Below are 15,503 nucleotides of genomic sequence, written 5' to 3' on the forward strand. Positions count from 1 at the left end.
GACGCAAGCTGATGCTTCTCGTGCTGCTGCCGGTGACCGGGTTGCTGGCCTTCACCGCCTTCAGCGGCGTCGCCCAGTGGCAGGAGGCGAGCGACCTGCGGGCCTTCCACACCACGACCGAGGTGTCGTTCGCGCTCACCGAGGTCTCCGACGCCGTCGCCCGGGAGCGGATCGCCGCCGTACAGGCCCGGCTGCGCCCGAGCACGATCACCCCGGCGGCCCGTGCCGCGGCCGAACGGGCCACGGACCAGGCCCTGGAGCGGGCCGTCGACCGAACCGCCGGCTGGACCGGGGCCGATGCCGCCGGGGACCTCGACGCCGTCGGCCGCCGACTGCACGCGCTGCGCGTCCAGACGGGCACCGCCTCGCTCACCGCCCGCACGGTGGCCCAGGACTACGCGGGCATCGAGGACGCCCTGCTCGACAGCGTCGCCGTGTTCGAGTCGGGGAGCCCCACCCAGACCTCGGGCCGCGCGGCGGACGCCCACATCGCCCTCGTACGGGCCATCGAGGCCGCCGAACGCGAGCGCGTGGAGCTGGCGATCCTGCTGGACGCACCTCCCGAGCAAGGCCCCACCACCGCCGGACGCTGGCCCGAGCTCGAGGCGGCCGAACTGGACACGTTCAAGCAGAACACCTCGGACGAACTGCGGGGCGAGCTGTACAGCACCCAGTTCGAGGCGCCCGGCCGGGCCGTCCGCAACGTCCGCGAGACGCTCGTCGCACCCGGCCCCAAGACCGTCCACCGGCCGTCGTACGACAGCTGGCTGACTGACTCCACGGCCCGCATCGACTCCCTGCGCGGCATCCAGGACCATGCCGCGCGCGCCCTCGATGTCACCGCCGCGCGCGACCGCCACAGCGCGGAGACCCGCGTACGGCGCGACCTCGCCGTATCCCTGGCCGTCCTCGGCCTCGTCACCCTTCTCGCGCTGGCCCTGCGCCACTCCATCACCCGCCCCCTCAGCGAGGTCTCGCAGGGCGCGCGGGCCCTGTCGTACGGCGATCTCTCGTACGACATCCGGTACGCCGGCCGTGACGAACTCGGCGATGTGGCCGACACCTTCCGCGAACTGCGCGTCACCACCGAGCGACTGGCCGGCGAGATCCGGGCCATGAACACGGCGATCGACGACAACCGGCTCGGACACCGCGCCGACGTCGCCTCCTTCGACGGCACCTGGGCCCAGCTGCTCGGCGGCATGAACGGCACCATGGCGTCCTTCGCGGCGGCCCACGGGCGGCGCGAGAAGGCCGAACAGGAAGTGGAGAGCATCTTCAACCTCTCCCTCGACCTGCTCTGCATCAGCGGCCTCGACGGCTACTTCAAGCGGGTCAACCCGGCCTTCGAGAGGACCCTCGGTCATTCGGGCGAGGAACTGCTGTCCAGGCCCTACATCGAGTTCGTGCACGAGGACGACCGGGACAGCACCCGCGTCGCCCTCGACCGTCTCGCGAGCGGTGTCGACGTGGTCGAGTTCGAGAACCGCTACCTGCGCGCGGACGGCACCGAGTGCCGGCTCCAGTGGAGCGCCCGACCGGTCCCCGAGGAAGGCCTCATCTACGCCACCGCGCGCGACGTCACCGAGAGCCGCAGGGCCGCACTGGAGCAGGCCGCGCTGCGCCGGGTCGCCACCCTGGTGGCCCGCGGAGCACCGCCGTCCGAGGTGTTCACGAGGGTGGCGGAGGAGGTCGGGGCCCTGCTGAACACGACCGCGGCCGTGCTGCGGCAGGAGCCCGACGGCAGCCACACGGTCCTCGGTACCGCGTACGGGATCCCGGAGGAGCTCGAGCGAGCGAGCCGCGAGGAGCGTCGGCAGGCGGGCCTCAAGGCGATGCGCGAGGTGTCCGGGACCCGGCGCGCGGCTCATGTAGGACAGGTCGTGGGCGCACCCATCGTCGTCGACGACCGGCTGTGGGGCTTCATCCTCGCGGCCTCCCCGCTGGACGCGCTGCCCGGCGGCACCGAGTCGCGGCTGGCCGACTTCACCGAACTCATCGCCACCGCCATCGCCAACGCCGACAGCCGCGCCCAGCTGACCGCGTCACGCGCGCGCGTGGTGGCCGCCTCGGACGCCTCCCGGCGCAGGATCGAGCGCGATCTGCACGACGGGGTCCAGCAGCGGCTCGTCGCCCTCCAACTGGACCTGAGGCTCGCTGAGTCCCTGCTGACGGACCAGTCCTCCGAACTCGCCGAGCAGCTCGCCCATGTGAGCAAGGGCCTCGACGACGCCTTCCAGGACCTGCTCCAGGTGGCCCGCGGCATCCACCCGGCCATCCTCTCCAAGGGCGGCCTCGGCCCCGCCCTGCGGTCCCTGGCCCGCCGCTCCGCCGTCCCCGTGGAACTCGACCTGAAGCTCCCCGTGACGCGCCTTTCGGAGCAACTGGAGGTGGCCGCGTACTACGTCACCTCGGAGTGCCTCACCAACGCCGCGAAGCACGCCCACGCGCGCGTGGTGGAGGTCGGGGCCGAGATCCGGGACGACTGGCTGGAGATGGTCATCCGCGACGACGGCGTCGGGGGAGCCGAGCCAGGCCGGGGATCCGGGCTGATCGGGCTCATCGACCGCGTCGAGGCGATCGGCGGCAAGCTGGACGTCAGCAGTCCGCCGGGCGAGGGCACCACCATGGGGGTACGGCTGCCGCTGAGCCCACCGTCGACGAACGTGTGACCGCCCGACGCGCACGCGGGGGGAGTTGTCCAGGCGGGGGACCTCGGACTTGGTGACGTCGCGTACGCGCCGGGCGGTCGTGTCGGACGGAGAGGCTGCCGTCCGGTTCTAGGGGCGGTGGGTACCGCCGTGGTGTGCCGACTGCAGGCGCTTGGCGCGCACTATGTCGGGATCCCGGGGGTCGAGGACATCGCCGAAGCCGTACGTGTCCTCGGTGCCGGGGCGGACACGCGTCGACCGCCTCGCCTTCTCGATCCGCGTCCGCCGCATGTCCCGCAACCCTTCGGTCCCGCGACCCGTCGCCCAGGTCCTGGCGTCACACTCCCGTCTGCCGCAGACGGACGACGGGAGTGTGACGCCAGGACCTGCCCGAAGCGACCGGTCCTTCTGCATCGCACTGATACGAGAATCGCTCGCAGACGTCCGTGTGTCGTCATGGCAAACCCCCAATTCCGCTTCCGGCTAGCCGTAATCCGGCCGGTGGGGCAGGCTGTTGGGCGCGCAGCAGATCGGTCGGGCAAGGGGAGCCGGGGCCATGGACGACGCATCGCAGCGGCAGGTGCGGGGACGGGTGGTCCTCGCCGACGACGACATCCTGCTCCGGGAGGGACTGGCGAGTCTCTGCGAGCGAGTCGGGTACGAGGTGGTCGGCCAGGCGGGTGACGCGGAGCGGCTCCTGGAACTGGTCCATGAGAAGCGCCCCGACATCGCCATCGTCGACATACGGATGCCGCCCGACCACTCCACCGAGGGTCTCAAGGCGGCCCGCACCATCCGGGAGCGCCATCCTGGCACCGGCATCCTCGTCCTGTCGGCGTTCGTCGAGGTCGATGACGCCCTGGAGCTGCTGGCCGGCGGGCGTGGGGTCGGCTACCTGCTGAAGAGCCGGGTCACGGTCGTCGACGAGTTCATCGAGGCCCTGGACCGCGTCGGCAAGGGCGGCGCGGTGGTCGACCCCTCCCTGGTCCACGAACTCTTCACGGCCCAGCGCCGCGACGACCCCCTGTCCCACCTCAGCGCCCGCGAAAAGGAGGTCCTGGCCCTCATGGCGGAGGGCCGCTCCAACGCCGGCATCGGCCGCCGCCTGTGGGTCACCGAGGGCACGGTCGAGAAACATGTCCGCAGCATCCTCGGCAAGCTCAGCCTGACGGAGGACACGGACGACCATCGCCGGGTCCTGGCCGTCCTGACGTTCCTGGAGTCCAGGTAGAGGTCACTGCCCGGTCGGTCCCCGGCCCCGTCGGACTGTCAGCCCCCGCCAGTAGGGTGGGAGACATGGCCGACCCCTCCAGCTACCGCCCCAGGCCGGGACAGATCCCGGACTCTCCCGGGGTCTACAGATTCCGCGACGAGCACCGCCGGGTGATCTACGTCGGAAAGGCGAAGAGCCTGCGCCAGCGCCTGGCGAACTACTTCCAGGACCTGGCGAGCCTGCACCCCCGCACCCGCACGATGGTGACCACGGCCGCGTCCGTGGAGTGGACGGTGGTGTCCACGGAGGTCGAGGCCCTGCAGCTGGAGTACTCCTGGATCAAGGAGTACGACCCCCGGTTCAACGTCAAGTACCGCGACGACAAGAGCTACCCGTACCTCGCGGTGACGATGAACGAGGAGTTCCCGCGCGTGCAGGTGATGCGCGGTCACAAGAAGAAGGGCGTCAGGTACTTCGGGCCCTACGGCCACGCGTGGGCGATCCGCGACACCGTCGACCTCCTGCTGCGCGTCTTCCCCGTCCGCACCTGCTCCGCCGGCGTCTTCAAGAACGCCGCCCGCACCGGCCGCCCCTGCCTCCTCGGCTACATCGGCAAGTGCTCCGCGCCCTGCGTCGGCCGCGTCTCCGCCGACGAGCACCGCGAACTCGCCGAGGATTTCAGCGACTTCATGGCAGGCCGGACCGGGACGTACCTGCGCCGCCTGGAGAAGCAGATGATGGAGGCGGCCGAGGAGATGGAGTACGAGCGGGCGGCCCGCCTGCGCGACGACATCGAGGCCCTGAAGAAGGCCATGGAGAAGAGTGCCGTCGTGCTCGCCGACGCGACCGACGCCGACCTCATCGCGGTCGCCGAGGACGAACTCGAAGCCGCCGTGCAGATCTTCCACGTCCGCGGCGGACGCGTGCGCGGCCAGCGCGGCTGGGTCACCGACAAGGTCGAGGAGATCACCACCGGCGCCCTCGTCGAGCACGCCCTCCAGCAGCTCTACGGCGAGGAGACCGGGGACTCCGTCCCCAAGGAGGTCCTCGTCCCGGCCCTGCCCGACCCCGTCGGGCCGGTCCAGGAGTGGCTCACCGGGCGCCGCGGTTCGAACGTCTCGCTGCGCATCCCGCAACGCGGCGACAAGAAGGCGCTGATGGAGACCGTGCAGCGCAACGCCCTGCAGACCCTCGCGCTGCACAAGACCAAGCGCGCCTCCGACCTGACCACACGCTCGCGCGCCCTGGAGGAGATCGCCGAGGCCCTCGACCTGGACAGCGCGCCCCTGAGGATCGAGTGCTTCGACATCTCGCACCTTCAAGGCGACGACGTCGTGGCCTCCATGGTCGTCTTCGAGGACGGTCTGCAGCGCAAGAGCGAGTACCGCCGCTTCCAGATCAAGGGCTTCGAGGGCCAGGACGACGTCCGCTCGATGCACGAGGTGATCACCCGACGCTTCCGGCGCTACCTCGCCGAGAAGGAGAAGACCGGCGAGTGGGTGGAGGACGGCCACCAGGACGGGCTCGCCGGTGAGCCCGTCAACGGCCTCAAGGACGACGACGGCCGCCCCAAGAAGTTCGCCTACCCGCCCCAGCTCCTCGTCGTCGACGGCGGACAGCCCCAGGTCGCCGCGGCCAGGAAGGCCCTGGACGAGCTCGGCATCGACGACATCGCCGTCTGCGGCCTCGCCAAGCGTCTGGAGGAGGTCTGGCTGCCCGCCGAGGACGACCCGGTGGTCCTGCCCCGCACCAGCGAGGGCCTCTATCTGCTCCAGCGCGTCCGCGACGAGGCCCACCGCTTCGCGATCACGTACCAGCGCGCCAAGCGGGCCAAGCGGTTCCGGTCGAGCCCCCTGGACGACGTCCCGGGCCTCGGCGAGACACGCAAGCAGGCGCTTCTCAAACATTTCGGCTCGTTGAAGAAACTTCGATCTGCCACCATCGACCAGATCTGCGAGGTCCCCGGCATAGGCCGCAAAACGGCAGAGACCATCGCCGTGGCCCTCGCCCAGGCGGCACCGGCCGCGCCCGCGGTGAACACAGCTACTGGAGAGATCATGGAAGAGGAACCCGACACCATGGGTTCCGGTGGGGAGCCCGTGACGGCGGGCACCCCGGACGAACGACGGGGGCAGGAGACATGAATGTGAACGAGCACGAAGGCCAACAGAGCCAAGACGGAGACGGAGCACAAGTGAGTACGGGCACGACCGGCGAGCCGGCCGGACTTCCCGAGGCGGCCATCCCCGAGCTGGTGATCATCTCCGGCATGTCCGGAGCCGGCCGGTCGACCGCCGCCAAGTGTCTGGAGGACCTCGGCTGGTTCGTCGTCGACAACCTGCCGCCCGCGCTGATCCCCACCATGGTGGAGCTCGGCGCCCGCTCCCAGGGCAATGTCGCCCGGATCGCGGTCGTCGTCGACGTCCGCGGCCGCCGCTTCTTCGACAACCTGCGCGAATCCCTCGCCGACCTCGAGGCCAAGCACGTCACCCGGCGGATCGTCTTCCTGGAGTCCTCCGACGACGCCCTGGTGCGCCGCTTCGAGTCGGTGCGCCGCCCGCACCCCCTCCAGGGCGACGGCCGCATCGTCGACGGCATCGACGCCGAGCGCGAACTGCTGCGCGAGCTGCGCGGCGACGCCGACCTGGTCATCGACACCTCCAGCCTCAACGTCCACGAGCTGCGCGCCAAGATGGACGCCCAGTTCGCGGGCGAGGAGGAGCCCGAGCTGCGGGCCACCGTCATGTCCTTCGGCTTCAAGTACGGCCTCCCGGTCGACGCCGACCTGGTCGTGGACATGCGCTTCCTGCCCAACCCGCACTGGGTCCCGGAGCTGCGCCCCTTCACCGGCCTCAACGAGGAGGTGTCGGCGTACGTCTTCAACCAGCCCGGCGCGAAGGAGTTCATCGACCGCTACTCCGAGCTGCTCCAGCTCATCGCCGCCGGCTACCGCCGCGAGGGCAAGCGGTACGTGACGATCGCGGTCGGCTGCACCGGCGGCAAGCACCGCTCCGTCGCCACCTCCGAGAAGCTCGCCGCCCGTCTCGCCTCCCAGGGCGTGGAGACGGTGGTCGTACACCGGGACATGGGACGGGAATGACAGGACGTTCTCCGCGGCTGAGCAGGCTGCGCCGGGTCGTGCCCGAGGGACGCACGACCCGGCCCGTGGAGGCCCGCGGCGCCAAGCCGCGCCGCCGCGGTGCCCAACCCAAGGTCGTCGCCCTCGGCGGCGGCATGGGCCTGTCCGCCTCGCTCGCCGCACTACGCCGGATCACCGGCGACCTCACCGCCGTCGTCACGGTGGCCGACGACGGCGGCTCCAGCGGGCGGCTCCGCGACGAGCTGGGCGTACTGCCGCCCGGCGATCTGCGCAAGGCGCTGGCCGCGCTGTGCGGCGACGACGACTGGGGCCAGACCTGGGCCCGTGTCATCCAGCACCGCTTCCAGTCCAAGGGCGACCTGCACGACCACGCGGTCGGCAATGTGCTGATCGTCGCCCTGTGGGAGCAGCTCGGCGACCCCGTCCAGGCCCTCGACCTGGTCGGCAGGCTGCTGGGCGCGCACGGCCGGGTGCTGCCCATGTCCGCCGTACCCCTGGAGCTCCAGGCCCTGGTCAAGGGGCATGACCCGGAGCGGCCCGAGGACGTGGACACCGTCCGGGGACAGGCGACCGTCGCCCTGACCCCCGGCGAGGTGCAGTCCGTGCACGTGGTGCCGCACGACCCGCCCGCCGTGCCCGAGGCTGTCGCAGCCGTCCTCGACGCGGACTGGGTGGTGCTCGGACCCGGCTCCTGGTTCTCCTCGGTCATCCCGCATCTGCTGGTGCCCGAACTCCTGGACGCCCTCACCCAGACGAAGGCGCGCCGGGTGCTCTCGCTGAACCTCGCCCCGCAGCCCGGAGAAACCGATGGCTTCTCCCCGCAGCGTCATTTGGAGGTTTTGGGACGACACGCCCCTAAACTCGCCCTGGACGTGGTGCTGGCCGACCAGGCCGCCGTGCCCGACCGCGATTCCCTGACCGATGCCGCCAAGCGGTTCGGTGCCGCGGTCGAGCTGGCGCCGGTGGCCCGGCCCGATGGGACCCCGAGGCATGACCCGGAGCTGTTGGCCGCCGCGTACGACCGTATTTTTCGGATGCATGGAAGGATCGGCCCATGGCGATGACGGCAGCGGTGAAGGATGAGATCTCCCGGCTTCCCGTCACCCGGACCTGCTGCAGAAAGGCGGAGGTCTCCGCCATTCTGCGGTTCGCCGGCGGCCTCCACCTGGTGAGCGGGCGCATCGTGATCGAGGCGGAGCTGGACACCGCGATGGCGGCCCGTCGGCTCAAGCGGGACATCCTGGAGATCTTCGGCCACAGCTCCGAGCTGATCGTGATGGCCCCGGGCGGACTGCGCCGCGGTTCGCGTTACGTGGTGCGCGTGGTCGCCGGTGGTGACCAGCTGGCCCGGCAGACCGGCCTGGTCGACGGCCGGGGCCGCCCGATCCGCGGTCTGCCCCCGCAGGTCGTCTCCGGGGCCACCTGTGATGCCGAGGCCGCCTGGCGCGGGGCCTTCCTGGCGCACGGCTCGCTGACCGAGCCCGGCCGTTCCTCCTCGCTGGAGGTGACCTGCCCGGGTCCGGAGGCCGCGCTCGCCCTGGTCGGCGCCGCCCGCCGGCTCTCCATCGCCGCGAAGGCCCGCGAGGTGCGCGGGGTGGACCGGGTGGTCGTCCGTGACGGCGACGCGATCGGCGCGCTGCTCACCCGGCTCGGCGCCCATGAGTCGGTGCTGGCCTGGGAGGAGCGCCGGATGCGCCGCGAGGTGCGGGCCACGGCGAACCGCCTCGCCAACTTCGACGACGCCAACCTCCGCCGCTCCGCGCGCGCGGCCGTCGCCGCCGGCGCCCGCGTCCAGCGGGCCCTGGAGATCCTCGCCGACGAGGTGCCCGAGCACCTGGCCGCCGCCGGGCGTCTGCGCATGGAGCACAAGCAGGCCTCCCTGGAGGAGCTGGGCGCGCTCGCCGACCCGCCGCTGACCAAGGACGCCGTCGCCGGCCGGATCCGCCGGCTGCTGGCGATGGCCGACAAGCGGGCCCAGGACCTCGGCATCCCGGGCACGGAGTCCAGCATCACCGAGGAGATGGCCGACAACTTCGCAGGCTGACTCACCGTCACCACGCCGGTGCCGATACTCCATTGGAGTGTCGGCACCGGCGTTTGTCCGTCCTTGAGGCCCCCTTGACTGGATCATGAACTGTCATGAGCCTGGCATCTGTTCGCTGCTGTGGTGGACACACGCAAGGGGGGCACATGAGACGAAGAGCGAGACCGATCCTCGCTGTTGGCGCACTCCTTCTGGGCGGTGCGGGCATCGCACCCATCGCCCAGGCCGCGGAGAGCGCAGGCTCTCCCGATCCCGACGGGATCAAGGTCTTCCGGGCCGAGGTCACCAACCAGCAGGTACCCCTGCTGCTGGCGGCCGGGCAGGACGGCCACGAACTGAGCGAGCAGGTGCCCGCCAAGGGCACCGCGGCCGTCGAGGTCTACCTGACCGACCAACAGGCGGACAAGCTCGAGAAACAGGGCGTCGACCTCACCGAGCACACCCTCTCAGCCAAGGCCGAGAAGCGTGTCGAGGCGGCCGCCGACGGTGTGTTCCGCCCGTACAGCGGGGCAGGGAACATCAAGGAGGAGATCCTCCGCACCGGCCAGGAGAACCCCGGCCTCACCAAGGTCGTCTCCATCGGCAAGACGGTCGGCGGCCAGGACATCCTCGCGCTCAAGCTCACCAAGAACGCGAAGAAGACCAAGGACGGCGCCAAGCCCTCCGTGCTGTACATGTCCAACCAGCACGCGCGCGAGTGGATCACGCCGGAGATGACCAGACGGCTGCTCCACCACTACGTCGACAACTACAAGTCCGACAAGCGCATCAAGGAGATCGTCGACTCGACCGAGCTGTGGTTCGTCATCTCGGCCAACCCCGACGGCTACGACTACACCTTCCAGAGCGACGACTCCCGTCTGTGGCGCAAGAACCTGCGGGACAACAACGCCGACGGCACCATCGCCATCGGCGACGGCGTCGACCTCAACCGCAACTTCTCCTACAAGTGGGGCTACGACAACGAGGGTTCGTCGCCCACCCCCACCAGTGAGACCTACCGCGGCACGACCCCGGGCTCCGAGCCCGAGACGAAGGCCATCGACGCCTTCCAGAAGCGGATCGGCTTCACGTACGGCATCAACTACCACTCCGCCGCCGAACTCCTCCTCTACGGCGTCGGCTGGCAGGTGGCCACCGACACGCCGGACGACGTCCTCTACAAATCGCTCGCCGGCACCCCGGACAACTCCGCGATCCCCGGCTACCGGCCCCAGGTCTCCTCGGAGCTGTACACCACCAACGGCGAGGCGGACGGCCACGCGTCGAACGTCAACGGCCTGGCGATGTTCACTCCCGAGATGTCGACCTGTCAGACCGCCTCGGACCTCTACCCCGACGACCAGTGGAACGCGGCCGACTGCCAGTCGGTCTTCAACTTCCCGGACGACGAGAAGCTGATCCAGCAGGAGTTCGAGAAGAACATCCCGTTCGCGCTCTCCGTCGCCGAGTCCGCGGCCCGGCCCGACCAGCCGAAGTCCTCGCTCGGACTGAAGGCCGCCGACTTCACCCCGAAGACGTTCACCACGTCGTACTCGCGCGGCGCGGACCAGGAAGTCTCCGTCGTCGCACGCAGGTCCGTGCGCGACAAGGAGCTCAAGTACCGCGTCAACGGCGGTCGTGTCGAGGACATGGCGCTCAAGGCCTGGAAGGGCGGCGAGACGTTCGGCGGTGAGGACAACCTCTACTTCGACGAGTACCGCGCCAAGGTCGCCGACGGCGATCCGGGCGACAAGGTCGAGGTGTGGTTCACCGGCGAGACGCGCGGCGGAAAGCGCACCTCCAGCGAGCACTTCACATACACCGTGGCCGCGCGGCCACGCGCGGACGTGCTCGTGGTCGCCGAGGAGGGCGCGGCCGCCACACAGGCGCAGACCTACGTCGACGCCCTGAAGGCCAACGGCCGCAAGGCGATCGTCTGGGACGTCGCCACCCTGGGCACGCCCGACGCGCTCGGTGTCCTGGACCACTTCAAGACGGTCGTCCACTACACGGGCGCGAGCGTCCCGGGCAACGCCACCCAGCTCCAGCTGCGGGCCTTCCTCAACGAGGGCGGCAAGCTGGTCGAGGCGGGCGAGCGGACCGGCGGCAATGTCGACCTCGGCGGCGGCACCCTGTCGAACGACTTCAGCCAGTACTACCTGGGCGCCTACACCCGTACGTCCCTGCCGGGAACCACCGCCTTCCAGGGCGTCGGCAAACTCGCCGGAGCCGGCGGAGCGCTCGGCGCGGCCCCGGGCAACCCGCTCGACACGGCCGGGTCGTTCAGCGTCACCTCGGACACCCTGCCGGTCGCCACGTTCCCGCAGTTCGCGAGCGCGGGCGGCGGCACCTACCCCGGCACGGTCAACCCGTACGGCCCCTACGAAGGCGCCTCCATGGCGGCCGTCACGCACAGCGACTACGCCTGGAACCGCCTCACCCGCACCATCGACCTCACCTCGGTGACCGCCGCCCAGGCACCCACGCTCAGCACCCGGCTGCTGTGGAGCACCGAGGAGGGCTACGACCACGCCGTCCTCGAGGCCCACACGGCCGGGGCCGACGACTGGACCACGCTCCCGGAGAAGAACGGCAAAACCACCACCACCGTGCCCGCGGAGTGCGACGCCGGGTACTTCATCGCGGCCCATCCCGCGCTCAAGCGGTATCTGACCCTCGGCGACGGCGGCTGCACGGCCTCCGGCACCAGCGGCCAGTGGAACAGCTTCACCGGAGCGTCGGCCGGCTGGCAGGAGGTCTCCTTCGACCTCTCCGCGTACGCGGGCAAGAGGGTCGAGGTCTCCCTCAGCTACATCACCGACCCCGGATCCGGCGGCCGCGGCGTCCTCGCCGACAACGCGTCCGTGGTGATCGGCGGCAATGCCGTCGAGACCGAGGGCTTCGAGACGTCGCTCGGTGCCTGGAGCGTCCCCGGACCGCCCGCGGGCAGCCCGGCGGTCGTCAAGGACTGGGGGCTCTCCGGCGAGCTGTTCAAGACATACGGCGCGGTCACCACGGACGACACCGTGCTGCTGGGCTTCGGCCTGGAACACGTCACCGCGGCGGCCGACCGCGCGACCCTGCTCGGCAAGGCGCTCGCGGCTCTCGGGAGGTGAACACACCGGTCAACGGTGACTGACTCTCCGTAACCAATTCGAGCGACAGCGACTTTCGGGCCGGGCGGTCCGTACCCCTACTGGCGGGTACGGACCGCCTGCCCGTGTATGCGGCATCTCGATGTCACCGGGAGAGCCTCAGGGAGGTAGGGTCGTAGGCGGTCGGGGACATCCCAAACAGAGCTCGCCGGCACTGCATAGCCGGCGTACCAACGAGGAGATCGGTTCGTGACGATCCGCGTAGGCATCAACGGCTTCGGTCGTATCGGTCGCAACTACTTCCGCGCACTGCTGGAGCAGGGTGCTGACATCGAGATCGTGGCTGTCAACGACCTGGGTGACACTGCGACCACCGCCCACCTGCTGAAGTACGACACCATCCTGGGCCGCCTCAAGGCCGAGGTCACGCACACCGCCGACACCATCACGGTCGACGGCCACACCATCAAGGTGCTCTCCGAGCGCAACCCCGCCGACATCCCGTGGGGTCAGCTGGGCGTCGACATCGTCATCGAGTCGACCGGCATCTTCACGAAGAAGGCCGACGCCGAGAAGCACATCGCCGGTGGCGCCAAGAAGGTCCTCATCTCGGCTCCGGCCAAGGACGAGGACATCACCATCGTGATGGGCGTCAACCAGGACAAGTACGACGCGGCCAACCACCACGTCATCTCCAACGCCTCCTGCACCACCAACTGTGTGGCGCCGATGGCCAAGGTTCTGGACGAGAACTTCGGCATCGTCAAGGGCCTGATGACGACGGTCCACGCGTACACCAACGACCAGCGCATCCTGGACTTCCCGCACTCGGACCTGCGCCGCGCCCGCGCCGCCGCCGAGAACATCATCCCGACCACGACGGGTGCCGCCAAGGCCACCGCCCTGGTCCTCCCGCAGCTCAAGGGCAAGCTCGACGGCATCGCGATGCGCGTCCCGGTCCCGACCGGCTCGGCCACCGACCTGGTCGTGGAGCTCCAGCGCGAGGTCACCAAGGACGAGGTCAACGCCGCGTTCAAGAAGGCCGCCGACGACGGCGACCTCAAGGGCATCCTCGTCTACACCGAGGACCCGATCGTGTCCTCGGACATCGTGAGCGACCCGGCCTCCTGCACCTTCGACTCCTCCCTGACCATGGTCCAGGAGGGCAAGTCGGTGAAGATCCTCGGCTGGTACGACAACGAGTGGGGCTACTCCAACCGACTCGTCGACCTCACGGTCTTCGTCGGCAACCAGCTCTGACCGACAGAGCAGGCACGTTGATGTGAGAGCAGGGCTCGGGCGGCGCAAGGACGCGCCGCTCGGGCCCTGACTCACGTAAAGACCAGCCCTCTTAGGATCACGAGCACCACCAGTCCTCTCGGGAGCCCTCTCAATGAAGACGATCGACGAACTTCTCGCCGAAGGCGTCGCAGGCAAGCGGGTCTTCGTCCGCGCCGACCTGAACGTGCCGCTGGACGGCACCACGATCACCGACGACGGCCGTATCCGCGCCGTACTGCCCACCGTCAAGGCATTGGCCGAGGCGGGCGCCCGCGTGGTCGTCGCCTCCCACCTGGGCCGCCCCAAGGGCGCCCCGGACCCGGCCTTCTCCCTCGCCCCCGCCGCCGCGCGCCTCGGTGAACTCCTCGGCGCCGACGTGGCCTTCGCGACCGACACCGTCGGCGAGTCCGCCACGGCCACCGTCGCCGGCCTCGCCGACGGCCGGGTCGCGGTCGTGGAGAACCTGCGCTTCAACGCCGGCGAAACGTCCAAGGACGACGCCGAGCGCGGCGCCTTCGCGGATCAGCTCGCCGCTCTCGCCGATGTCTACGTCGGCGACGGCTTCGGCGCGGTCCACCGCAAGCACGCCTCGGTCTTCGACCTCCCGGCCCGCCTGCCGCACTACGCCGGCCACCTCATCGCCACCGAGGTCGGCGTCCTGAAGAAGCTCACCGACGACGTCCAGCGCCCCTATGTGGTCGTGCTCGGCGGTGCCAAGGTCTCCGACAAGCTCGCCGTCATCGACGAGCTGCTCGGCAAGGCAGACCGCATCCTCATCGGCGGCGGCATGGCCTTCACCTTCCTCAAGGCCAAGGGCCACGAGGTCGGCGCGTCCCTCCTCCAGGAGGACCAGATCCCGGCGGTCCTGGAGTACATCGAGCGTGCGGAGAAGACCGGCGTCGAGCTGGTCCTGCCGCTCGACGCCGTGGTCGCCCCCGCCTTCCCGGACCTGAAGACGAAGGCTCCGGCCGATTCCACCACCGTCGCCGCGGACGCCATCCCCGCCGACCGGATGGGCCTGGACATCGGCCCGGCGTCCGGCAAGCTGTACGCCTCGAAGATCACCGACGCCGCCACCGTCTTCTGGAACGGCCCGATGGGCGTCTTCGAGCACCCCGAATTCGCCGAGGGCACCAAGACGGTCGCCCAGGCACTCCTCGACTCCCAGGCCTTCACGGTCGTCGGCGGTGGCGACTCTGCCGCGGCCGTCCGCATCCTGGGCTTCGACGAGAACGCGTTCGGCCACATCTCGACCGGTGGCGGCGCCTCCCTCGAATACCTCGAGGGCAAGACGCTCCCCGGCCTCGCCGCACTGGAGGACTGACCCCGCATGACCACTCGCACGCCGATCATGGCGGGTAACTGGAAGATGAACCTCAACCACCTCGAGGCCATCGCGCACGTCCAGAAGCTCGCTTTCGCCCTGGCCGACAAGGACTACGAAGCCGTCGAGGTCGCCGTCCTGCCGCCCTTCACCGATCTGCGCTCCGTGCAGACCCTGGTCGACGGCGACAAGCTCAAGATCAAGTACGGCGCCCAGGACATCTCCGCGCAGGACTCCGGCGCCTACACCGGCGAGATCTCCGGCGCCATGCTCGCCAAGCTGAAGTGCACGTACGTGGCGATCGGCCACTCCGAGCGCCGCCAGTACCACGCCGAGACCGACGAGATCGTCAACGCCAAGGTCAAGGCCGCCTACAAGCACGGCCTGACCCCGATCCTGTGCGTCGGCGAGGAGCTGGACGTCCGCGAGGCGGGCAATCACGTCGCCCACACCCTCGCCCAGGTCGAGGGCGGCCTGAAGGACCTCCCGGCCGAGCAGGCCGAGTCCGTCGTGATCGCCTACGAGCCCGTGTGGGCCATCGGCACCGGCAAGGTCTGCGGCGCCGAGGACGCCCAGGAGGTCTGCGCCGCCATCCGCGGCAAGATCGCCGAGCTCTACACCCAGGAGCTGGCCGACCGGGTCCGCATCCAGTACGGCGGCTCCGTGAAGTCCGGCAACGTCGCCGAGATCATGGCGCAGGCCGACATCGACGGTGCGCTCGTGGGCGGTGCGTCGCTCGATGCCGACGAGTTCGTCAAGATCGTGCGCTTCCGCGACCAGTGAGTATGCGGTAAGCGGGATCCGTCGTACCCT

The 15,503-nt window shown here is 70.1% G+C and carries 11 protein-coding genes; 10 read left to right on the forward strand and 1 reads right to left on the reverse strand.

The genetic code is table 11. From position 1 onward, the window contains the following. Nucleotides 1-11 precede the first annotated feature (11 nt). Nucleotides 12-2,672 carry a nitrate- and nitrite sensing domain-containing protein gene (locus TN53_RS29565; protein ID WP_095046805.1) on the forward strand — a complete coding sequence of 887 codons (2,661 nt, stop codon included), beginning with the start codon at nt 12-14 and terminating at the stop codon, nt 2,670-2,672. Between the two features lie 108 nt (nt 2,673-2,780). On the opposite strand, the gene TN53_RS47945 is transcribed toward TN53_RS29565, so the two are convergent. After that, the gene (locus TN53_RS47945; RefSeq protein WP_199924670.1) at nt 2,781-2,942 is read right to left on the reverse strand and encodes a hypothetical protein; all 162 of its coding nucleotides are present in this window, start codon (nt 2,940-2,942) and stop codon (nt 2,781-2,783) included. A 265-nt stretch (nt 2,943-3,207) separates the two neighbouring features. Between TN53_RS47945 and TN53_RS29570 the strand changes: the two genes are divergently transcribed. The 9 genes from TN53_RS29570 (at nt 3,208) to tpiA (ending at nt 15,473) form a co-directional block, all read left to right on the forward strand. Beyond that, nucleotides 3,208-3,882, forward strand: coding sequence for a response regulator transcription factor (locus TN53_RS29570; protein WP_046261773.1), 675 nt, complete (start codon nt 3,208-3,210; stop codon nt 3,880-3,882). Nucleotides 3,883-3,947: 65 nt separating this feature from the next. Next, on the forward strand, nt 3,948-6,008 hold the full coding sequence (gene uvrC, locus TN53_RS29575) for an excinuclease ABC subunit UvrC (protein ID WP_046261774.1): 2,061 nt from the start codon (nt 3,948-3,950) through the stop codon (nt 6,006-6,008). Beyond that, nucleotides 6,005-6,964, forward strand: coding sequence for an RNase adapter RapZ (gene rapZ / locus TN53_RS29580; RefSeq protein ID WP_046261775.1), 960 nt, complete (start codon nt 6,005-6,007; stop codon nt 6,962-6,964). The genes uvrC and rapZ overlap by 4 nt, the downstream gene beginning before the upstream one ends. After that, complete coding sequence (locus tag TN53_RS29585) at nt 6,961-8,028, forward strand: gluconeogenesis factor YvcK family protein (RefSeq protein ID WP_046261776.1); 1,068 nt, start codon at nt 6,961-6,963, stop codon at nt 8,026-8,028. The genes rapZ and TN53_RS29585 overlap by 4 nt, the downstream gene beginning before the upstream one ends. After that, complete coding sequence (gene whiA, locus TN53_RS29590) at nt 8,019-9,008, forward strand: DNA-binding protein WhiA (protein ID WP_046261777.1); 990 nt, start codon at nt 8,019-8,021, stop codon at nt 9,006-9,008. Before TN53_RS29585 ends, whiA begins: the two co-directional genes overlap by 10 nt. Nucleotides 9,009-9,154: 146 nt before the next feature. Further along, nucleotides 9,155-12,106: a M14 family metallopeptidase gene (locus TN53_RS29595; protein ID WP_046261778.1), complete on the forward strand. Its 2,952-nt coding sequence runs from the start codon at nt 9,155-9,157 to the stop codon at nt 12,104-12,106. A 228-nt stretch (nt 12,107-12,334) separates the two neighbouring features. Further along, on the forward strand, nt 12,335-13,345 hold the full coding sequence (gene gap / locus TN53_RS29600) for a type I glyceraldehyde-3-phosphate dehydrogenase (RefSeq protein WP_046261779.1): 1,011 nt from the start codon (nt 12,335-12,337) through the stop codon (nt 13,343-13,345). A 133-nt stretch (nt 13,346-13,478) separates the two neighbouring features. Further along, entirely contained in the window at nt 13,479-14,690 is a 1,212-nt protein-coding gene (locus TN53_RS29605) for a phosphoglycerate kinase (RefSeq protein ID WP_046261780.1), read from the forward strand. A 6-nt stretch (nt 14,691-14,696) separates the two neighbouring features. Continuing rightward, nucleotides 14,697-15,473 carry a triose-phosphate isomerase gene (gene tpiA / locus TN53_RS29610; protein WP_046261781.1) on the forward strand — a complete coding sequence of 259 codons (777 nt, stop codon included), beginning with the start codon at nt 14,697-14,699 and terminating at the stop codon, nt 15,471-15,473. Nucleotides 15,474-15,503: the final 30 nt, after the last annotated feature.

The sequence above is a fragment of the Streptomyces sp. WM6386 genome (assembly GCF_000972385.1).
Classification (GTDB): Bacteria; Actinomycetota; Actinomycetes; order Streptomycetales; family Streptomycetaceae; genus Streptomyces.

Coding starts and splice junctions, on each gene's coding strand:
- TN53_RS29565 (WP_095046805.1), top strand. CDS start 12: ATGCTTCTCGTGCTGCTGCCGGTGACCGGGTTGCTGGCCTTCACCGCC.
- TN53_RS47945 (WP_199924670.1), bottom strand. CDS start 2,942: ATGCGGCGGACGCGGATCGAGAAGGCGAGGCGGTCGACGCGTGTCCGC.
- TN53_RS29570 (WP_046261773.1), top strand. CDS start 3,208: ATGGACGACGCATCGCAGCGGCAGGTGCGGGGACGGGTGGTCCTCGCC.
- uvrC (WP_046261774.1), top strand. CDS start 3,948: ATGGCCGACCCCTCCAGCTACCGCCCCAGGCCGGGACAGATCCCGGAC.
- rapZ (WP_046261775.1), top strand. CDS start 6,005: ATGAATGTGAACGAGCACGAAGGCCAACAGAGCCAAGACGGAGACGGA.
- TN53_RS29585 (WP_046261776.1), top strand. CDS start 6,961: ATGACAGGACGTTCTCCGCGGCTGAGCAGGCTGCGCCGGGTCGTGCCC.
- whiA (WP_046261777.1), top strand. CDS start 8,019: ATGGCGATGACGGCAGCGGTGAAGGATGAGATCTCCCGGCTTCCCGTC.
- TN53_RS29595 (WP_046261778.1), top strand. CDS start 9,155: ATGAGACGAAGAGCGAGACCGATCCTCGCTGTTGGCGCACTCCTTCTG.
- TN53_RS29605 (WP_046261780.1), top strand. CDS start 13,479: ATGAAGACGATCGACGAACTTCTCGCCGAAGGCGTCGCAGGCAAGCGG.
- tpiA (WP_046261781.1), top strand. CDS start 14,697: ATGACCACTCGCACGCCGATCATGGCGGGTAACTGGAAGATGAACCTC.